We start from the raw sequence: 20548 nt of genomic DNA, 5'->3' as shown, positions 1-20548 counted from the left end.
GCACCGTACCTGTCGCCCCGCGCGCTACTTCCGCGACATATCAGCCAGGTACACGACTCGCCGACGCGGGAGTGCGTGGCTTATGTCTCGGCGGCACGGCGCGGCGCCCGGATTGAAGGGTTTGCAAGATGCGCTCCTTAGAGAAGACTGACAATCTGCGCGTGCCGCACAATGCAGGACAAGCGTACTGTTAAAGTGGCTCGAGCATTCGAAGGCAATCGAAGCATCCGTCGGCACGGCCCGTCGACGGAAGAACTTAATCCTGGGAGTTGATGTGACTAGCAAAGATTCGGAGAATTCGTTCGGAGCCCGTGACACCCTGAAGGTCGGTGACAAGAGCTACGAGATCTATCGTCTCGACGCCGTCCCCAATACCGAGAAACTCCCCTACAGTCTCAAGGTCCTCGCCGAAAACCTGCTGCGCAACGAGGACGGCAGCAACATCACCAAAGACCACATCGAGGCGATCGCGAACTGGGACCCCAACGCGGAACCCAGCATTGAGATTCAGTACACGCCCGCCCGTGTCGTGATGCAGGACTTCACCGGCGTGCCCTGCATCGTCGACCTGGCCACCATGCGTGAGGCCATTGGTGATCTAGGCGGCAAGGCTGAGAAGGTCAACCCGCTGGCGCCGGCCGACCTGGTGATCGACCACTCGGTGATCGCCGACCTGTTCGGCCGGGCGGACGCCTTCGAGCGCAACGTCGAGATCGAGTACGAGCGCAATGGTGAGCGCTACCAGTTCCTGCGCTGGGGGCAGGGCGCTTTCCGCGACTTCAAGGTGGTGCCGCCGGGCACCGGCATCGTGCACCAGGTGAACATCGAGTACCTGGCCAGCGTCGTGATGGACCGTGATGGCGTCGCTTACCCCGACACGGTCGTGGGCACCGACAGCCACACCACGATGGTCAACGGCCTGGGCGTGCTGGGCTGGGGCGTGGGCGGCATCGAGGCCGAGGCCGCGATGCTCGGCCAGCCGGTGTCGATGCTCATCCCGCGGGTGGTCGGCTTCAAGCTCACCGGTGAGATCCAGCCGGGCGTCACCGCCACCGACGTAGTGCTGACCGTCACCGAGATGCTGCGCAAGCACGGGGTGGTGGGCAAGTTCGTCGAGTTCTATGGTCAGGGCGTGGCCGAGGTACCACTGGCCAACCGCGCCACCCTGGGCAACATGAGCCCCGAATTCGGTTCCACCGCAGCGATTTTCCCGATCGACGAAGAGACCATCTCGTATCTGAAGTTCACCGGACGCAGCGAGGAACAGCTGGCCCTGGTCGAGGCGTACGCCAAGGAGCAAGGCCTCTGGCACAACCCGGAGCACGAGCCGGCCTTCTCCGAATACCTGGAGCTCGACTTGTCCGACGTGGTCCCATCGATCGCCGGACCGAAACGCCCCCAGGACCGCATCTCGTTGTCGGACGCCAAAGCTACTTTCCGCGAACAGATTTGCGATTACGTCGGGGACGACCCGGACAAGAAGGAGTACTCGAAGCTCGACGAGACAGTCGACGAGTCCTTCCCGGCCAGCGACCCCGGCCAGCCGTCGAACGGCCATGCCGACGACCACGCCGACAAGGTCGAATCTGCGGCTGCGCACGCCAAAGGCCGGGTGAGCAACCCGATTACGGTGAAGTCCGAGGAATACGGCGAATTCGAGCTCGACCACGGCGCGGTGGTGATCGCCGCGGTCACGTCGTGCACCAACACCTCGAACCCCGAGGTGATGCTGGGCGCAGCGCTGTTGGCCCGCAACGCCGTCGAGAAGGGTCTGGCGTCCAAGCCGTGGGTGAAGACCACCATGGCCCCGGGCTCGCAGGTGGTCAACGACTACTACGATAAGGCCGGCCTGTGGCCTTATCTGGAGAAGCTCGGCTTCTACCTCGTCGGCTACGGCTGCACCACGTGCATCGGCAACTCGGGCCCGCTGCCTGAGGAGATCTCAAAAGCGGTAAACGACAACGACCTTTCGGTCGCGGCCGTGCTCTCTGGCAACCGCAACTTCGAGGGCCGGATCAACCCCGACGTGAAGATGAACTACCTGGCGTCGCCGCCGTTGGTCGTGGCCTACGCGCTCGCCGGAACCATGGACTTCGACTTCGACTCCGAGCCGCTGGGCGTAGATAAGGAAGGCAAAGATGTCTACTTGAAGGACATCTGGCCGTCGCAGAAGGACGTGTCCGACACCATCGCCTCGGCGATCAACCAGGAGATGTTCACCAAGAACTACGCCGACGTGTTCAAGGGCGACGAGCGGTGGCAGAACCTGCCGACGCCCAGCGGCAACACCTTTGAGTGGGACCCGGATTCGACGTATGTGCGCAAGCCTCCGTACTTCGAGGGAATGTCCGCTGACCCTGAGCCGGTCAAAGACATCAAAGGCGCCCGGGTACTGGCGCTACTCGGGGATTCGGTCACCACCGACCACATCTCCCCCGCCGGTGCCATCAAGCCGGAGACGCCGGCAGCGAAGTACCTTGACGAGCACGGGGTACAACGGAAGGACTACAACTCCTTCGGTTCCCGGCGCGGCAACCACGAGGTGATGATTCGCGGCACGTTCGCCAACATCCGGCTGCGCAACCAACTGCTCGACGACGTATCCGGCGGGTACACCCGCGACTTCACCAAAGATGATGCCCCGCAGGCGTTCATCTACGACGCGGCGCAAAACTATGCCGAGCAAGGCATTCCGCTGGTGGTCCTTGGCGGCAAGGAGTACGGGTCGGGCTCGTCGCGCGACTGGGCGGCCAAAGGCACTCTGCTGCTGGGGGTTCGAGCGGTGATCACCGAGTCGTTCGAGCGCATCCACCGGTCCAACCTGATCGGCATGGGCGTCATCCCGCTGCAATTCCCCGAGGGCAAATCCGCCAAGGAGCTGGGTCTGGACGGCACCGAGGTGTTCGACATCACCGGTATCGAGGAGATCAACAACGGCAAGACTCCCAAGACGGTGAAGGTCAAGGCCAGCAAGGACGGTAGCGATCCGATCGAGTTCGACGCGGTGGTGCGCATCGACACCCCGGGTGAAGCGGACTACTACCGCAACGGCGGCATTTTGCAGTACGTGCTGCGCAACATGCTGAAGTCCTAACCGGCTTCCCGTGCCGAAAGTCAGCGAGGACCATCTGGCGGCTCGCCGCCGCCAGATCCTCGACGGCGCTCGCCGATGCTTTGCCGAACACGGCTACGACAGAGCCACGGTCCGGCGGCTCGAGCAGGCGATCGGAATGTCGCGCGGCGCGATCTTCCACCATTTCCGCGACAAGGACGCGCTGTTCTTCGCGCTGGCCCATGAGGATGCCGAGCGGATGGCCGACGTTGCCGCCCGCGAGGGACTCATCCAGGTGATGCGCGACATGCTGGCCGCTCCAGAACAGTTCGACTGGCTGGCCACCCGATTGGAGATCGCCCGCAAGCTGCGCAACGATCCCGAGTTCAGCCGCGGCTGGGCGGAGCGTTCGGCGGACCTGGCCGCGGCGACGCACGATCGGCTGCGCCGGCAGAAAGAGGCACACCGGGTGCGCGAGGACGTGCCCGGTGACGTGCTGCAGTCCTACCTGGAACTGGTGCTGGACGGATTGGTGGCCCGACTGGCGTCCGGCGAAGACCCGCGGCGGCTTTCAGCGGTCCTCGATCTGGTGGAGAACTCGGTGCGGCGCAGCTAGATTCGGCTAGCGCGGCCTGGCTCGGTGGTTGGGGCCGCCGCGACTACGCATCGTGGTACCCGACTCGCGCAGCATGCTGTGCACCGATCCGTAGGACCGGCCAGTGGTGGCAGCAAGGTTGCGGATGCTGGCGCCGCCTTCGTAGGCATTGCGCAACTCGCGCATCAGCTGATCGCGCGTCTTCTTCGACTTACGCATGGCACTTAGCGTAAGAACCCGGCGCCCCGGACGGGCCGCTTTCGCTCGAAAACCCGGTACCTCAGGCCAGCTCGATGAGGTCCCGGTACTCGTCGGACCAATAGTCTTCGGTGCCGTCGGGTAGCAGCACCACGCGTTGCGGGTCGAGCGCCTCTGCCGCGCCGGGGTCGTGCGTCACCAACACCACCGCGCCCTGATAGCTGCGCAATGCGTCGAGCACCTGCTCACGCGACGCCGGATCGAGGTTGTTGGTCGGTTCGTCGAGCAGCAGCACATTAGCGGTGGACGCCACCAATCCGGCCAGCGCGAGCCGGGTCTTCTCGCCGCCGGACAGGGTGCCCGCGGGCTGGTCGAGCTGTGGGCCGCTGAACATGAACGCACCCAGCAGGCCCCGCAGGTCCTGTTCACCGGATTCAGGTGCGGCGTGCCGGATGTTCTGCCACACGGTGTCGTCGTTGTCGAGCGTGTCGTGCTCCTGCGCGAAATACCCGATGCGCAAGCCGTGCCCGGGTTCTAGGGCACCGGTGTCGGGTTGCTCGACGCCGGCCAGCAATCGCAACAGCGTGGTCTTGCCGGCTCCGTTGAGTCCCAGGACCACCACGCGGGAACCACGGTCGATGGCCAGATCGACGCCGGTGAACACTTCGAGCGATCCGAACGTCTTACTCAAGCCCTTGGCCACCAGCGGGACGCGGCCACACGGGGCCGGGGTGGGGAACTTGATCCGTGCCACCTTGTCGGCGACGCGCTCCTCGTCCAACGCGGCCATCATGCGGTCCGCGCGGCGCAACATGTTCTGTGCCGCAACGGCTTTGGTGGCTTTGGCACCCAGCTTGGCGGCCTGGGTGCGAAGTGCGGCGGCTTTGCGTTCGGCGTTGGCGCGTTCCCGACGGCGACGCTGTTCGTCGGTGGCCCGTGCGTCGAGGTACTTCTGCCAGCCCATGTTGTAGACGTCCATCTCGCCCCGGACCGCGTCCAAGAACCAGACCCGGTTGACCACATCGCCGATCAGGTCGACGTTGTGGCTGATCATCACCAGTCCGCCATTATGTGTCCGCAGAAAGTCACGCAGCCAGCCAACCGAATCCGCGTCGAGGTGGTTGGTCGGCTCGTCGAGCAGCAAAGTCGTGGAAGAACCTGCGCCGGTATCCGATGCGGCGAACAGGATGCGTGCCAGCTCGACCCGGCGGCGCTGGCCGCCGGACAGGGTGCGCAGTTGCTGGGTCAGCACCCGTTCGGGCAGACCGAGGCTCGCACAGATGCGGCCCGCCTCGCTTTCGGCGCCGTAGCCGCCCAGCGCGACGAAGCGCTCTTCGAGTTGACCGTAGCGGCGGATGGCGCGATCGCGGGCGTCGTCGTCGGCAACCTCGGCCATCAACGCCTGCTGCTTCTCCAGATCGGTCAGCAGCACGTCGAGTCCGCGCGCCGACAGCACCCGGTCGCGGGCCAGCACCTCAAGATCGCCCTCTTTGGGATCCTGTGGCAGATAACCGATTTCACCGTTGCGAGTGACCGAACCCGCGTACGGTTGGCCCTCCCCGGCCAGGATGCGCAGCGTCGTGGTTTTGCCAGCACCGTTGCGCCCGACCAGCCCGATCCGGTCACCGGGCTGGATACGCAGGTCCGGGCCATCGGGCGAGAGCAGGATGCGCGCGCCAGCGCGGACCTCGAGGTCCGTGGCCGTGATCACGATCGTGCTCCCTTGCTGATTACTTATCGTCGGTGAATGCCGGCGGACGCCTCTCTGCGCGCGCGGCAACGGCTTCTTCGAAGTTCGCGGTCAGCAGCCGGACGAAAAGCTGACCCAGGCCCTCGGCCTGCATATGCCCTTCCAAGCTGGCGGCGTCCAGTCCACTCCACAGCGTACGTTTGGTCAACTCAATTCCCGGACGGGAGAACGCCGCCATCCGGGCCGCGATCGCGTAGCAGGTGTCCAGCAGCTGGCCTTCGGGCACCTGACACGACACCAGCCCGATCCGCTCGGCTTCCTCGGCGCTGACATCGCGACCGGTCAGCATGATCTCGAACGCGCGCGATGATCCGATGGCCCTGGGCAGCAGATAGCTCAGCCCCAGCTCGCTGGCGGTCAGCCCGTTGTTGATGCCGGCGGCGCGGAAATAGGCGGTGGTCGAGGCCACTCGGATGTCGGCGGCCAGCGCCAGGCACAGCCCGCCGCCGATGGCGGGGCCGTTGACGGCGGCGATCACGGGTTGGTGAAGCCGCCGGAGCGCGAGGATGACGTCGTCAAGCAGCTCCATGGACCGCAGCGCATACGTGGGCCGGGTCAAATCTTCGACGTGCGGCACGGCGCCCGCGGATTTGTGGTCGGCACCGGAAGAAAACCCGCGACCAGCCCCGGTCAGCACCACCACCCGGACGGCGTTGTCGTAATTGACTCGATCCAGCGCCTCCTTCAGCGGCACCATGACGTCGAAGGCCATGGAGTTCATCCGCTCGGGCCGATTAAGGGTGATCAGCGCAATCTCGGGCCGGGGATTCTCAACGAGGACCAAACTCACGCTGGAAACGGTAGCCCAAGGGCCAGGGATCGACCCTATTCGGCGGGTGCGCCCGCGTCTTCCGGGACGTCGTAGTCCTTGAGCTGCTGGATGAGGTCCTCCAGCGCCGCGGGAGGAAGCGCGCCGGCCTGATTGAACAGCAGCTGGCCCTTCTTGAAGGCCATCAGCGTCGGGATGGACCGGATCTGGGCGGCCGCTGCCAGCTCCTGCTCGGCTTCGGTGTCCACCTTGGCGAACACCACGTCGGGGTGCTTCTCCGAGGACGCCTGGAAGGTCGGCGCGAAGGCACGGCACGGGCCACACCAGGATGCCCAGAAATCGACGAGCACCATGTCGTTGCCATTGACGGTTTCGTTGAACTGCGCGGCAGTGAGGTCTTGGGTAGTCACGCCAGCCCTAACGACAGACGGCGCTGTTCTTGTTCCCCACCGGTCATAACAGGCCCCGCTGAGCCGCCGGCGGGTCGACGGCGAACTTGTATGCACGCAGCTGCCGGACCAGATCACCCATGACCGACGGGTTCGCGATGCCGGCTTGTTTGAACACCAGCTTGCCCCGCTTGAAGGCCATCAGCGTGGGCAACAACTTGACCCCGGCGAGCTGCACCAGGTCCGTCTCGGTTTCGTAGTTCACCTTGCCGTGCACGACGTCGAAGTGTTTGTCCGACGAGCCCTCGTAGGTGGGGGTGAACACTTCGCACGGGCCACACAGCGGCGCCCAGAAGTAGACCAGCACATTCTCATTGGCGTCGATGGTGTGCTGGAAAACCGCTGCCGTGAGGTCTCGGGTACCCACGACGAGGAGCCTACGACGTCAGCGGGAGGACGTCGCCGCAGCCCGCCAGGACCGGTTGGTCAATAGCCGCATGCCGTTGAGCGCAACCAGCACGGTGGATCCTTCGTGACCGGCCACCCCCAGCGGGAGCGGCAAGTGCCCGAACAGATCCCACAACACCAGGACGCTGATGAAGGTGGCTGCGATGGCGAGATTGGCCGTCACCACCCGCCGTGCCTGCCGGGCCAGTCCGATGATCGTCGGGATGGTGTGCAGTTCGTCGCGCACGGTGACGCCGTCGGCGGTCTGCAGGGTGAGGTCGGCCCCGGCACCCATGGCGATGGAGGTGCGGGCCGCGGCCATGGCAGGGGCGTCGTTGACGCCGTCGCCGACGACGAGCACCCGGTGTCCGCCGGCTTCGAGGGCCCGGACCGCCTCCACCTTCTGCTCGGGCAGCAGCGCCGCTCGGACGTCGGTGATTCCGGCGTGCTGGGCGACGCGCCGGGCCGCGCGCCCGTTGTCACCGGTCAGCAGCACCGGCGCAGCCGAGGTCAACGCGGTCAGCGAAGCCACCGAGCGCGCGGCGTCCGGCCGAACCTGATCGGTGAGTCCGAGCAGGCCCACCGCTATCCCGTCGACCAGGACGATGGCGGCGGTGGCACCGGCCTCCTCGATGTGCGCCAGCTCGGGCGGCGGGGTACCCCGGTAGCTGTGCGGGCTACATACCTCGACGAACTCACACCCGACGGTGGCGCGCACCCCACGGCCCGGCAGGGCGCGGAAATCCTCGGCGGGCAGGATCGCGATGCCTCGGCTGCGAGCTTCCTCCACGATGGCCCGCCCCAGCGGGTGCTCGCTGGATTGCTCTGCGGCAGCGGCCAATTGGAGGAGACGGTGGCTGTCGACCGTGTCGGGGTCAAGTGGCTGCAGAGTCGTCAGCCGCGGGATGCCGCAAGTCAGGGTGCCCGTTTTATCCAGCGCCACGATGCTGGTGCCGGCGAGGTGCTCCACGACGACGGCGGATTTGACGAGGACCCCATGCCGGCCCGCGTTGGCGATCGCCGAAAGCAGCGGCGGCATGGTGGCCAGTACCACCGCACAGGGCGAAGCCACGATCATGAAAGTCATGGCACGCAACAAGACCTGCTGCGGATGAGCACCCATCGTCAGCGGGATGACGATGAGGGCTAGCGTTGCCGTCACCATGCCCAATGAGTAGCGCTGCTCGATCTTTTCGATGAACAGCTGAGTCTTGGCTTTGGTAGCCGAGGCTTCGGCGACCAGCTCGACGATTCGTGCCACTACGGTCTGTGACGGGTCGCGAGCCACGACCAGCTGCAGTACACCCGATCCGTTCAGGGTGCCGGCGAACACCTCATCCCCAGTTTCCTTGGCCACCGGCATCGATTCGCCGGTGATCGAGCGCTGATCCACCTCCGAGGCCCCGGACAACACCAGGCCGTCGGCGGGTATCCGCTCCCCCGGCCGCACCACCACGTGGTCGCCGATCGTCAGCTCGCCGGCCGGGACGACCCGTTCGGTACCGTCGTATTCGATCAGCACGGCCTGATCCGGCGCGAGATCCAGCAGCCCCTTGACCGAGTCGGCGGTGTGTTTGGTCGCAACGTCGTCGAGTGCACCGGACGTCGCGAAGATGACGATAAGCAGTGCGCCGTCGAAGATCTGCCCGATCGCGACCGCACCGATGGCGGCGACGATCATCAGCAGGTCGACGTCGAGGGCCTTGTTGCGCAACGCCTGTGCACCTGCCCATGCCGAACCCCAGCCGCCGGCCAGATAACAGCTGAGATACAGCGTCCACCAGACGGTTTGGGGCGCACCGTTGCATTGCGCTGCCAGCCCGGCCAAAAACAGCGCGAGTGCGGCTGCCGCCCAGCGCACCGACATCACCGACCACAGCGCCGCCCGCCAACTCAAAGGCCGGGGAATTGTACTGGGAACGCGGTCGAAAGAAGCCTCGTAAGCGGTCACTTCGAGAGCGGTCAAGGTCATTCCGGCGGCCTCACAGGGGGGTGGGACTTCCTCAGGATGAACCGAGTCTAGGGACGCAGCGATCCCCGGAAATCTCGATTGCGTTGCGGTATGCGATTGAATTGGTCACTGGCACAAGGCAAGCGGCCGACGCCCGGTTTGAGGTCGACCCAGCCGCTCGTCGGGGCAGAACGCAGCCGACTGAATTTACGCATGCGCAATGAAAATTCATTTTGAAATGGGTTTGACAAATCGAAAACCAGGGTGGCCGAAAAGGGATAAGATTTTTCGGTCGCTGGCGCTTCACTGGGGAGGTTCGGGATGTCATTCTTGCTCGCAAATACGGACGCTGTGTCTCAGGCGGCCGGAAATCTGGCCCGCATCGGCTCGGCGATCAGCGCCGCCAACTCGGCAGCGGCAGCGCAGACGACCGGCGTGGCAGCCGCGGCCGCGGATGAGGTGTCGGCCGCCGTCGCGGCAGTGTTCGGTGCACACGGCCAGAACTTCCAGGCGGTCAGCGCAGACGTCGCCGCCTTCCACGAGCAGTTCGTCCGCAATGTATTCGGCGGCGCTCAGGCCTACGCTGCCGCGGAGGCCACCAACTTCGGGATCTTCCAGCCGATCGCCGATCTGATCAACGCGCCCGCCCTGGCGGCGTTCAACCGGCCGTTCATCGGTAACGGCGCTGACGGCACCGCGGCGAACCCGAACGGCCAGGCCGGCGGAATCCTATTCGGCAATGGCGGCAATGGCTTCTCGTCGGGTACCGCCGGGGTCAACGGCGGCAGCGGCGGGGGCGCTGGGTTGTTCGGCAACGGCGGCAAGGGCGGTACCGGCGGTGCGGGCGCGAACGGCGGCAACGGCGGCTGGGGCGGAGTGTTCTACGGCAACGGTGGTGCCGGCGGCACCAGCGGTGGCGGCGGCGGGGCCGGCGGCATCGGCGGGTCCGCATTCCTGGTCGGGTCTGGCGGCTTCGGCGGTATCAGCCCCAACGGCATGGGAGCCGGCGGCGCCGGCGGCAGCGGCGGAGTTCTGTACGGCAACGGCGGCGACGGCGGCAGCAGCTTCCTCGGCGGCGGTGGCGACGGCGGGAAGGCCTACCTGCTGGGCGGCGGTGGTAACGGTGGCGACGCCCTCTCCGACGGCAGGGCCGGGGCCGGCGGCAACGCGGGTCTGTTGTTCGGCAGCGCCGGCTTCGGCGGTACCGGGTTCTCCAACGCCGACGGCGGTGCCGGCGGCCAGGGCGGACTGTTCAGCAATGGCGGGGCGGGTGGCAGTGGCGGGCCGCTGGCCGGAAACGGCGGCAACGGCGGCAACGCGATATTGATCGGCAACGGCGGCGCCGGCGGCCACGCTGGAATCGGCGGTACCCCCGGTACCGGTGGCACGGGCGGGCTGCTCTTCGGCCAGCGCGGCGCCAACGGCTAGTAATAGCAGGTAAACGCGTCGTAACGGTGGTTACGGTTGCGTACGTTTTCCCCACTCGTAGACACTAGGCCCCGTTACGGGCCGATCCACGTGAGTGAAGGGAACCGCATTGGGGCATTACATCGCCAACGTCCGCGATCTCGAGTTCAACCTGTTTGAGGTGCTTGAGGTAGGCGCCGTTCTCGGCGAGGGCCGCTACAGCGATCTCGATATCGACACCGCCCGCACGATATTGGCCGAGGCCGCTCGCCTGGCCGAAGGCCCGATCGCCGAGTCCTTCGCCTTCGCCGATCGCAACCCACCGGTGTTCGATCCGGCAACACACTCCATCAGCGTGCCGGACGAGTTGGTCAAGACGGTGCAGGCGATCAAGGATGCCGAGTGGTGGCGCCTGGGCCTGGCCGAGGAGATCGGCGGCATGCCCGCGCCGCCACCCCTCACCTGGGCCGTCAACGAAATGATCTACTGCGCCAATCCGTCGGCGTGCTTCTATCTGCTCGGCCCCGTCATGGCCAATGCGCTTTACATCGAAGGCAATGAGCAGCAACGCAAGTGGGCGGCGATGGGCATCGAGCGTGACTGGCAGTCCACCATGGTGCTCACCGAACCCGATGCCGGCTCCGATGTGGGTGCAGCGCGCGCCAAGGCCATCGAACAGCCCGATGGCACCTGGCACATCGAGGGGGTGAAGCGGTTCATCTCCGGCGGCGACGTCGGCGACACCACCGAGAACATCTTCCATCTCGTCCTGGCCCGGCCCGAAGGCGCCGGCCCGGGTACCAAGGGATTGAGCCTGTTCTACGTTCCCAATTACCTTTTCGATCCCGAGACGTTGGAACTCGGTCCGCGTAACGGCGTGTATGTGACCGGGCTGGAACACAAGATGGGGCTGAAGTCCTCCCCCACCTGCGAGCTGACGTTCGGCGCCACTGACGTGCCGGCCGTCGGCTACCTGGTCGGCGACGTGCACAACGGGATCGCGCAGATGTTCACGATCATCGAGCACGCTCGCATGACGATCGGCGTCAAGTCGTCGGGCACGCTGTCCACGGGATATCTGAACGCGCTGGCGTACGCGAAGGAGCGGATCCAGGGTGCCGACCTGACCCAGATGACCGACAAGACCGCGCCGCGGGTCACGATCATGGCCCACCCCGACGTGCGTCGCAGCCTGATGACCCAGAAGGCCTACGCCGAAGGGCTGCGGGCGCTGTATCTGTATGCCGCCGCGCACCAGGATGCTGCAGTGGCGCAACGCGTTTCGGGCGCGGACCCCGATCTGGCGCACCGCGTCGACGATCTACTGCTGCCCGTGGTCAAAGGCGTGGGCTCGGAACGGGCCTACGAAATCCTGACCGAGTCGCTGCAGACCCTGGGCGGCTCCGGCTTCCTGGTCGACTACCCGATCGAGCAGTACATCCGCGACGCCAAGATTGATTCGCTCTACGAGGGCACCACGGCCATCCAGGCGCTGGACTTCTTCTTCCGCAAGATCATCCGCGACCACGGCCAGGCCCTGCAGCACGTGACGGCTCAGATCAGCCGGACCATTGAGAACATCGATGAATCACTTAAGCCGGAAGCCGAGCTGCTGCAAACCGCACTGGACGATTGCACGGCGATGACCGGTGCGCTGACGGGATATCTGATGTCGGCCGCGCAGAATCCCACCGAGATCTACAAAGTGGGCCTCGGGTCGGTGCGGTATCTGCTGGCGGTCGGTGACCTGCTCATCGGCTGGGGGCTGCTGGCGCAGGCCGATGTTGCCCGTGCCGCCCTCGCCAACGGGCCGTCCGGCAGCGATGAAGCGTTTTATCAAGGCAAGGTCGCGGTCGCTTCGTTCTTCGCCAAGAACATGCTGCCGAAGCTGGGCGGGGTGCGGGCCGTCGTCGAATCCATCGACGACGAGATCATGCGCGTCTCCGAAGACGCCTTCTGAGGGTTCGACACGGCAATCCGGTGAGCGCAGTTAGCGCCGGGGAAGCTTGTGGTGTAGCGGATTGGTAATCATCTGCGGCCGCGGAGATACCGCAGGCGGCAGGCGGTCAACGACGTCGGGTACATCGGCGGTGCCGCGGGTGCGGTCGTGTAGCCGCATCGCGGCGGTAGGGCCGAGGCCGACCATGGGCGCGGTAGGAATCCTCCTGGCTACGCCGGCGCAGTGCGGGCAGGGGGCGCTGTCGGGAACGGCCGCCATCGGATGCCGCTCGGCAAATTTTGGGCAGCCCCCCGCGCAGCGGTACACATAACTCGGCATGTGGGCGACTATAAAGCCTTAGCGCCGGGCGCGGGCTTCCAGAAGATCATCAGCGCCATCACAGTTAGCGCTCAACTTTGAGTGAAACGGTCGTCATGCGTATCCCGTCGATTGTCGTGAGCGACCAGAGAGTGAAATGTGCCCGAACTGCTTTTTCCCCTGGACTCGAGTAAGAAATTCAATGAACAACGGATAATCGGCCACAATCGTTGGCATCCAGATATTCCGCCAGCTGTTACCGTCAAGCGTGATTCCACGTTCCGTGCACATTGCCGCGAGTGGTTTGACGGAGCCATCCACAATGACGATTCCGCCGAGGACATCCTCAATGCTCCGCTAACGGGCGTGCATTGCCTGTCCGGCCCCTTCGCAATCGAGGGCGCCGAACCGGGTGACCTGCTTATTGTCGACATCCTGGATATCGGCCCCATTCCTCAGGAGGACTCGGGCCCCGCTGGCGGGGCAGGGCTGGGGCTATACGGGAATTTTCGCAACACTCAACGGCGGTGGCTTCCTCACCGATCATTTTCCCGACGCCTACAAGGCGATTTGGGACTTCACCGGACAATGCGCGACATCTCGGCATGTTCCGGGGGTCAAGTACACCGGTATCGTGCATCCCGGCCTAATGGGAACGGCCCCATCCGCGCAGCTACTGGCGAAGTGGAACAAGCGCGAGGGTGCGCTCATAGCGACGGACCCCAACCGAGTGCCGCCCCTGGCATTGCCGCCGGAACCCCGGGACGCCATTCTGGGAACGCTGGCCGGCGACGAATTCGACCGTGTGGCTGCCGAAGCGGCCCGCACCGCTCCGCCCCGCGAAAACGGGGGAAACCAAGACATCAAAAACCTCACCAAAGGCACCAGAATCTTCTATCCGGTTTTCGTGCCCGGCGCGAACCTATCGTTCGGCGACCTCCACTTCTCGCAGGGTGACGGAGAAATCACCTTCTGCGGTGCGATCGAAATGGGCGGGTTCATCGACTTGCATGTCGACGTCATAAAAGGCGGGATGGATATCTATGGGGTGTACGAAAACGCGATATTTGTGCCGGGAAATACCGATCCCCAATATTCGCAGTGGATCGCCTTTTCGGGCACTTCGGTTACCCTCGATGGCGAACAAAAATATCTCGACTCCGACCTCGCATACAAACGGGCGTGCCTGCACGCGATCGACTATTTGACCAAATTCGGTTACAGCCCCGAGCAAGCCTATCTACTTCTTGGATCGGCTCCCATTGAGGGCCGCCTATCCGGGGTAGTGGACATCCCGAATTCGTGTGCGACCGTGTATATTCCAACAGCAATTTTCGATTTTCCGGTGACTCCGTCTGCCGCTGGGCCGCATCGAATCGATCCCGGCATCGGGGCGCCCCATGCCAGCTTCACCGACGGCAGGAAGCCATGATCGGCGCAATTCAGACGGTGAAGCCGAGCGCCCGTAGTTGCTCGCGCCCATCCTCGGTGATCTTGTCCGGGCCCCACGGCGGGTTCCAGACCCAATTGATCCGAATCTCATCGACCAGACCACTGCCGACCAGCGCGCTGCGCGACTGGTCCTCGATCACATCGGTCAGCGGGCACGCGGCCGAGGTCAGGGTCATATCGATGAGCGCGACGGTTCCCTCGTCGCCCTCTTCGACATTCAAGCCGTAGACCAGACCGAGGTCGACCACGTTGATCCCCAGCTCGGGGTCGACGACGTCGCGCATCGCCTCCTCGACGTCGGCCAGGAATTCCTCGTCGGGTGCGGCGGTTTCGCTCATTTATCGACCTCCTCGAGGGCTTGAGCCAGGGCATCTTTGAAAGCCATCCAGCCGAGCAGCGCACATTTGACCCGCGCCGGGTATTTGGCCACTCCTGCGAACGCTACTCCGTCACCGAGGACTTCCTCGTCGCCCTGCACGGTTCCGCGCGAGGAGATCATCTCGGTGAAGGCGTCGAGGGTTTTCAGCGCTTCTGGCACCGTTTTGCCGATCACCTGCTGGGTCAACACCGAGGTGGCCGCCTGGCTGATCGAACAGCCCTGCCCGTCATAAGAGACATCTTCGATGATCTCGCCGTCGTCTGACAGCGCAACTCTCAACGTGACTTCGTCGCCGCAGACCGGGTTGACGTGATACACCTGCGCGCCGAACGGCTCCCGCAAGCCGCGGTGCTGTGGATGTTTGTAGTGATCGAGGATCACGTCCTGGTAGATGTTTTCCAGCCGCAAAGTCATTCTCTCCCAAAGAAATCCAGCGATCGACGCACACCGGCCACCAGCCGGTCCACTTCATCGGCAGTGTTGTACACCGCGAACGAGGCGCGTGCGGTGGCCGCCAGACCGAACCTGCGGTGCAGCGGCAAGGCGCAGTGATGTCCGACCCGCACCGCCACGCCGTCGTCGTCGAGCACCTGCCCCACGTCGTGGGCGTGCACGCCGTCGACGATGAACGAGACCGGCGAGCCGCGGTCCTGCATTTCGGCGGGCCCGATGATGCGCACACCGTCGATACCGGACAAGCCTTCGATGGTCTGGGCCACCAGCTCGCGCTCGTGGGCCTCGACGGCGTCCATGCCGATGGCGTCCAGGTAGCGAGCCGCGGCGGCCAGCGCAACCACCTGTGACGTCATCGGAGTGCCGGCCTCGAACCGTTGTGGGGCGGGCGCGTAGGTAGACGCTTCCATGGTCACCGTCTCGATCATCGACCCGCCGGTGAGGAACGGGGGCATTTTGTCGATGAGTTCACGCCGGCCGTACAGCACGCCGATTCCGTTGGGGCCCAGCATCTTATGGCCGGAGAAGGCGGCGAAGTCGACTTCGAGTTCGTGGAAGTCGACCGGCTGGTGCGGCACCGACTGGCAGGCGTCCAGCACGGTCAGCGCGCCGACTTCTCTGGCGCGGCCGACGAGCTCGGCGACTGGCGCCAGCGCACCGGTCACATTCGAATGATGGCTGAAGGCAACGACTTTGACGCGACCATCGAGTTGCACGCTGTCCAGGTCGATGCGTCCGTCTTCGCTGACGCCGTACCAGCGCAGGGTGGCCCCGGTACGGCGGGCCAGCTCCTGCCACGGGATCAGGTTGGCGTGATGCTCGAGTTCGGTGGTGACGATGACATCGCCCGGACCGACCGGACGCTCGAAACGGCTGTCTCCCAACACGTATGACACCAGATTGAGCGATTCGGTGGCGTTCTTGGTGAACACCAGCTCGTCGCTGTCGGCACCGACGAATGCCGCAATGTCGGCACGACCCTGCTCGTAAGCGTCGGTCGCCTCTTCCATCAATTGGTGTGCGCCGCGATGCACACCGCCGTTGGAGGTGACCAGAAACTCGCGTTCGGCGTCGAGGACTTGCAGTGGACGCTGCGACGTCGCGCCGGAATCGAGGTACGCCAACTGGTTTCCGCCGCGCATGACCCGCTTCAGGATCGGGAAATCCGCCCGGATCGCCGCGAGGTCCAGTGGAGTCACTTGCGCGGTCACGTCAGGCTCCGTCAAACTTTCTCAGCCGCCGCTTGCGTGAAGCGCTCGTAGCCGTTCTGTTCGAGTTCGTCGGCCAGCTCGGGCCCACCGGATTCGGCGATGCGGCCCCCGACGAAGACGTGTACGAATTCCGGATGGATGTAACGCAGGATGCGGGTGTAGTGGGTGATCAGCAGGAGGCCGCCATGCTCGGCTTCGGCATACCGATTGACGCCCTCGCTGACCACCCGCAGCGCGTCGACGTCCAACCCGGAGTCGGTCTCATCCAGGATGGCGATCTTGGGCTTCAGCAGTTCCAGCTGCAAAATCTCGTGGCGCTTCTTCTCACCGCCGGAGAAGCCCTCGTTGACGTTGCGTTCGGCGAAGGCCGGGTCGATGTCGAGTGCGCCCATCGCCGCCTTGACCTCTTTAACCCAGTGCCGCAGCTTGGGGGCCTCACCCCGGATCGCGGTGGCCGCCGAACGCAAGAAGTTCGACACCGAAACGCCGGGCACCTCGACGGGATACTGCATGGCCAGAAACAGGCCGGCACGCGCCCGTTCATCGATGCTCATCGCCAGCACGTCAGCGCCGTCCAGCGTGATCGATCCGGACGTCACCTGGTACTTGGGATGGCCCGCGATGGCGTACGACAGGGTGGACTTGCCGGAGCCGTTGGGACCCATCAAGGCATGCGTCTCACCGGATTTCACGGTCAGGTCGACACCCTTGAGGATGGGTATCTCACGCTCTCCTTCGGCGGCGTTGGGATTGTCAACACTGACGTGCAGGTCCTTGATTTCCAGAGTCGTCATGAGGCTGCTGATCTCGATTCCGTTGCCTTTGATTCGGTGATGGCCAGTTCGTGTTCGATGGCTGTGGCGAGGCGTTCGCGAACCTCGGGCACCGCGATTTTGGAGATGATCTCGCCGAAGAAGCCGCGGATCACCAGTCGGCGGGCTTGTTCTTCGGGGATGCCGCGGGAACGCAGATAGAACAGTTGCTCGTCATCGAAACGCCCAGTGGCACTGGCGTGTCCGGCCCCGGCGATCTCGCCGGTCTCGATCTCGAGGTTGGGCACCGAGTCGGCGCGGGCACCGTCGGTGAGGACCAGGTTGCGGTTCACCTCGAAGGTGTCGGTACCGGTGGCCTCGGCGCGGATCAGCACGTCGCCGATCCAGACGGTGTGCGCGTCGGGCAGCGATGACGCCGGATCTCCTTGCAGCGCACCCTTATACAAGACGTTGGACTTGCAGTCGGGGTACGCATGGTCGACCAGTAGCCGGGACTCGAGGTGCTGGCCGTCGTCGGCGAAGTACAGACCCAGCAGTTCGGCGTCTCCCCCGCTCGCGGTGAACCGGACGTTGGCCGTCAGCCGGACCACTTCGCCGCCCAGCGTGACAGCGACGTGGCGCAGCACCGCATCCTTGCCCAGCCGGGCGTGCTGCGCGCTGAGGTGGACGGTGTCGTCGGCCCAGTCGGCAATCCACACCACGGTGAGCCGGGCGGCGTCGTCGACGACGAATTCGACGTTGTCGGCATAGGTTCCGCTGCCGCGGTTGTCGATGACGACGACGGCCTCGCCGAGTTCCTCGACCCGGATTTGCAGATGTCCGTATGCCACCGCACCTTCGCCAGGGCCGGTGACGGCGATGTTCACCGGTTCGACGACCTGGGTGTCGCGACCGACCGTGACCACCGTCGCGGAATTGAACGACGAAAACGACTGGGCTGCAACCCGGTCGGCAGGTACGCCGGCTTGTCCCAGCCGCTGGTCGCCACGGCGGACGGTTTCGGTCTGGACACCGGGGTGCTCGCTCACGGTGATCTGCGCCGTGCCGGTGGTCTTGGCGGAGCCGTCGTGCAGCCCACGCAATCGCTTCAGCGGGGTGAACCGCCAGAGCTCGTCGCGGCCATGCGGAACCTCGAACGCGTCAACATCAAAGGAGGCAAACAGCTCGCCCTTATTGAGTGCGGTAGCGGTCATCCGACCGCGCCCTCCATCTGCAGCTCGATCAGCCGGTTGAGTTCCAGGGCGTACTCCATGGGGAGTTCCTTGGCGATCGGCTCGACGAAGCCGCGCACCACCATCGCCATGGCCTCGTCCTCGGTCAGCCCGCGGCTCATCAGGTAGAAGAGCTGGTTCTCGCTGACCTTGGACACGGTGGCCTCGTGACCCATGGTGACGTCATCCTCGCGGATGTCGACATACGGGTAGGTGTCGCTGCGGCTGATCGTATCGACAAGCAGCGCATCGCATTTCACGCTCGACTTGGAACCGTGTGCGCCCTTGTTCACTTGCACCAGCCCCCGGTAGGAGGTGCGGCCACCGCCGCGCGCCACCGACTTGGACACGATGTTGCTCGACGTGTTGGGCGCGAGGTGCAGCATCTTGGCACCGGTGTCCTGGTGCTGGTCCTCTCCGGCGAACGCCACCGACAGCACCTCGCCCTTGGCGTGCTCACCGGTCATCCAGACCGCCGGGTACTTCATGGTCACCTTGGACCCGATGTTGCCGTCGATCCACTCCATAGTGGCGCCGGCCTCGGCCCGGGCGCGCTTGGTGACCAGGTTGTAGACGTTGTTCGACCAGTTCTGGATCGTCGTGTAACGACAACGGCCACCGGGCTTCACGATGATCTCGACCACCGCGGAGTGCAGCGAATCCGACTTGTAGATAGGCGCGGTACAGCCCTCCACATAATGGACGTAAGCGTTCTCGTCCACAATGATCAGAGTTCGCTCGAACTGGCCCATATTCTCGGTGTTGATCCGGAAGTAGGCCTGCAGCGGGATGTCGACGTGCACGCCCGGCGGGACGTAGATGAAGCTGCCGCCTGACCACACGGCGGTGTTCAGCGCGGAGAATTTGTTGTCGCCGGCCGGGATAACGGTGCCGAAGTATTGCTTGAAAATCTCGGGGTGTTGCCGCAATCCCGTGTCGGTGTCTAGGAAGATGACGCCCTGGGCTTCCAAGTCTTCCCGGATCTGGTGGTAGACCACCTCGGATTCGTACTGGGCGGCTACGCCGGCGACCAGCCGCTGCTTCTCCGCCTCCGGGATGCCCAGCCGGTCATAGGTGTTCTTGATGTCCTCCGGCAAATCATCCCAAGATGCGGCCTGCTTCTCGGTTGAGCGCACGAAGTACTTGATGTTGTCGAAGTCGATGCCTTCGAGGTTGGAGCCCCAGTTGGGCATCGGCTTGCGGTCGAAGATCCGCAACGCCTTGAGCCGGGTCTGCAGCATCCAGTCGGGCTCATTCTTCTTCGACGAGATATCGCGGACCACCGCCTCGGACAACCCACGCTGCGCGCTGGCGCCCGCGACGTCGGAGTCCGCCCAGCCATAGCCGTACTTACCCAGCGAAGCTATCGCCTCTTCCTGGGTCAGCGGCTCAGCGACGGTCTTGCTGGCCTCGAGTGTCATGTGGACGCTCCTCTGGTGCTCGTTGTGTCCGGGCGCGGGCTGGGCGCCCCACTTGGTGGCATTGCGAGTGGCACGTGGGTGGTGCAGGCACAGTCGCCGTTGACGATGGTCGCCAAGCGCTGCACGTGTGTTCCGAGCACCTCGGCCATGGCCTGTTGCTCGGCTTCGCACAACTCGGGAAATTCCTCGGCTACATGCGACACCGGGCAGTGGTGCTGGCAGATTTGCACACCGTGGATCGGTCCGCCCACCCGGGTCGTGCTGGCGACGTAGCCGGCGTCGGTCAGCGCACCGGCGATCCGCTCGGCCGCGGCCTCCACCGCTGCGTCTTCCGGGCCGTCGGCAACGTCGACACCGGCCAGGATGGCGTCGATGCGACGCCGCGCGAACGTGCGCACCGCGTCCTCGCCGCCGATTTCCCGTAATTGCCGGATGGCCGCGGCCGCCAGATCGTCGTAGGAATGGTCGAGCTTTGCCCGCCCGTGAGACGTCAGGCGGTAGCGCTTGGCCGGACGCCCACGCCCCACCTGCTGCCATGACGCTGCCGCCGCGGATTCGGCGTCACCGGCATCGATCAGAGCGTCGAGGTGACGGCGGACGCCGGCGGCCGATAGACCCAGCCGCTCACCGATCTCGGAAGCAGTGATCGATCCGGATTCCAGCAGTAGCCGCACGATGGCGCGGCGGGTGTGACCATCCGTTCCGGCAGCAGCGGCTGCAGGCACAGCAGCATCCAGCTCGGATTGGATTTTCACAACACCAGTGTGACGCAATTCCAGCGCTCGGTCTAGGAAGGGTGCCCTCACGTGACGAGCGCAACAGCGGTCCCGCGG

At 64.9% G+C, this 20548-nt stretch carries 16 protein-coding genes and 3 pseudogenes; 5 read left to right on the top strand and 14 right to left on the bottom strand.

The window, feature by feature from the left end; genetic code table 11:
• Nucleotides 1-274 precede the first annotated feature (274 nt).
• Both AWC27_RS19120 and AWC27_RS19115 read left to right on the top strand, forming a co-directional pair.
• Nucleotides 275-3094, top strand: coding sequence for an aconitate hydratase (locus AWC27_RS19120; protein ID WP_139837088.1), 2820 nt, complete (start codon nt 275-277; stop codon nt 3092-3094).
• A gap of 10 nt (nt 3095-3104) precedes the next feature.
• Entirely contained in the window at nt 3105-3668 is a 564-nt protein-coding gene (locus AWC27_RS19115) for a TetR/AcrR family transcriptional regulator (RefSeq protein ID WP_085671921.1), read from the top strand.
• Between the two features lie 6 nt (nt 3669-3674).
• Here AWC27_RS19115 and AWC27_RS19110 read toward each other — a convergent pair whose 3' ends face one another.
• From AWC27_RS19110 to AWC27_RS19085, 6 genes and pseudogenes are all read right to left on the bottom strand, one after another.
• Nucleotides 3675-3866, bottom strand: a complete 192-nt coding sequence (locus AWC27_RS19110) for a helix-turn-helix domain-containing protein (RefSeq protein WP_083114100.1) — start codon at nt 3864-3866, stop codon at nt 3675-3677.
• A gap of 61 nt (nt 3867-3927) precedes the next feature.
• Nucleotides 3928-5556 carry an ABC-F family ATP-binding cassette domain-containing protein gene (locus tag AWC27_RS19105; protein ID WP_085671920.1) on the bottom strand — a complete coding sequence of 543 codons (1629 nt, stop codon included), beginning with the start codon at nt 5554-5556 and terminating at the stop codon, nt 3928-3930.
• A 19-nt stretch (nt 5557-5575) separates the two neighbouring features.
• Nucleotides 5576-6424: an enoyl-CoA hydratase gene (locus tag AWC27_RS19100; RefSeq protein ID WP_211281672.1), complete on the bottom strand. Its 849-nt coding sequence runs from the start codon at nt 6422-6424 to the stop codon at nt 5576-5578.
• Nucleotides 6421-6774, bottom strand: a complete 354-nt coding sequence (gene trxA, locus AWC27_RS19095) for a thioredoxin (protein ID WP_085671918.1) — start codon at nt 6772-6774, stop codon at nt 6421-6423. Before trxA ends, AWC27_RS19100 begins: the two co-directional genes overlap by 4 nt.
• Nucleotides 6771-7180, bottom strand: a pseudogene (locus AWC27_RS19090) (thioredoxin family protein). The gene trxA and the pseudogene AWC27_RS19090 overlap by 4 nt, the downstream one beginning before the upstream one ends.
• 18 nt (nt 7181-7198) lie before the next feature.
• Nucleotides 7199-9172 carry a heavy metal translocating P-type ATPase gene (locus AWC27_RS19085; RefSeq protein WP_085671916.1) on the bottom strand — a complete coding sequence of 658 codons (1974 nt, stop codon included), beginning with the start codon at nt 9170-9172 and terminating at the stop codon, nt 7199-7201.
• A gap of 300 nt (nt 9173-9472) precedes the next feature.
• Here AWC27_RS19085 and AWC27_RS32835 point away from each other — a divergent pair, with 300 nt between their 5' ends.
• Together AWC27_RS32835 and AWC27_RS19075 are read left to right on the top strand one after the other, a co-directional pair.
• Nucleotides 9473-10579: a PE family protein gene (locus AWC27_RS32835; protein WP_085671915.1), complete on the top strand. Its 1107-nt coding sequence runs from the start codon at nt 9473-9475 to the stop codon at nt 10577-10579.
• A gap of 109 nt (nt 10580-10688) precedes the next feature.
• A complete protein-coding gene (locus AWC27_RS19075; protein ID WP_085671948.1) occupies nt 10689-12518 on the top strand; it encodes an acyl-CoA dehydrogenase in 1830 nt (609 codons plus the stop codon).
• Between the two features lie 30 nt (nt 12519-12548).
• On the opposite strand, the gene AWC27_RS19070 is transcribed toward AWC27_RS19075, so the two are convergent.
• Nucleotides 12549-12836 carry a zinc ribbon domain-containing protein gene (locus tag AWC27_RS19070; protein ID WP_085671914.1) on the bottom strand — a complete coding sequence of 96 codons (288 nt, stop codon included), beginning with the start codon at nt 12834-12836 and terminating at the stop codon, nt 12549-12551.
• Between the two features lie 138 nt (nt 12837-12974).
• Between AWC27_RS19070 and fmdA the strand changes: the two are divergent.
• A pseudogene (gene fmdA / locus AWC27_RS19065) lies at nt 12975-14247 on the top strand (formamidase).
• A gap of 10 nt (nt 14248-14257) precedes the next feature.
• On the opposite strand, the gene AWC27_RS19060 reads toward fmdA, so the two are convergent.
• The 7 genes and pseudogenes from AWC27_RS19060 to AWC27_RS19030 all read right to left on the bottom strand — a co-directional run bounded on the left by AWC27_RS19060 (nt 14258) and on the right by AWC27_RS19030 (nt 20521).
• The gene (locus AWC27_RS19060; protein WP_083114109.1) at nt 14258-14605 is read right to left on the bottom strand and encodes a metal-sulfur cluster assembly factor; all 348 of its coding nucleotides are present in this window, start codon (nt 14603-14605) and stop codon (nt 14258-14260) included.
• Nucleotides 14583-15060: pseudogene (gene sufU, locus AWC27_RS19055) on the bottom strand (Fe-S cluster assembly sulfur transfer protein SufU); the annotation flags it as partial. The gene AWC27_RS19060 and the pseudogene sufU, both read right to left, overlap by 23 nt.
• On the bottom strand, nt 15057-16310 hold the full coding sequence (locus AWC27_RS19050; protein ID WP_085671912.1) for a cysteine desulfurase: 1254 nt from the start codon (nt 16308-16310) through the stop codon (nt 15057-15059). The gene AWC27_RS19050 and the pseudogene sufU, both read right to left, overlap by 4 nt.
• Nucleotides 16311-16321: 11 nt before the next feature.
• The gene (gene sufC / locus AWC27_RS19045) at nt 16322-17104 is read right to left on the bottom strand and encodes a Fe-S cluster assembly ATPase SufC (RefSeq protein WP_085671911.1); all 783 of its coding nucleotides are present in this window, start codon (nt 17102-17104) and stop codon (nt 16322-16324) included.
• Nucleotides 17101-18276 carry a Fe-S cluster assembly protein SufD gene (gene sufD, locus AWC27_RS19040; RefSeq protein ID WP_085671910.1) on the bottom strand — a complete coding sequence of 392 codons (1176 nt, stop codon included), beginning with the start codon at nt 18274-18276 and terminating at the stop codon, nt 17101-17103. Before sufD ends, sufC begins: the two co-directional genes overlap by 4 nt.
• On the bottom strand, nt 18273-19715 hold the full coding sequence (sufB, locus tag AWC27_RS19035; RefSeq protein WP_085671909.1) for a Fe-S cluster assembly protein SufB: 1443 nt from the start codon (nt 19713-19715) through the stop codon (nt 18273-18275). The genes sufD and sufB overlap by 4 nt, the downstream gene beginning before the upstream one ends.
• Nucleotides 19712-20521, bottom strand: coding sequence for a helix-turn-helix transcriptional regulator (locus AWC27_RS19030; RefSeq protein ID WP_085671908.1), 810 nt, complete (start codon nt 20519-20521; stop codon nt 19712-19714). Before AWC27_RS19030 ends, sufB begins: the two co-directional genes overlap by 4 nt.
• Between the last annotated feature and the right edge of the window lie 27 nt (nt 20522-20548).

It is taken from the genome of Mycobacterium szulgai, from assembly GCF_002116635.1.
Classification (GTDB): domain Bacteria; phylum Actinomycetota; class Actinomycetes; order Mycobacteriales; family Mycobacteriaceae; genus Mycobacterium; species Mycobacterium szulgai.
The sequence above is the reverse complement of the archived record's forward strand: the minus strand, read 5'-3'. Positions and strand labels throughout refer to the sequence as shown.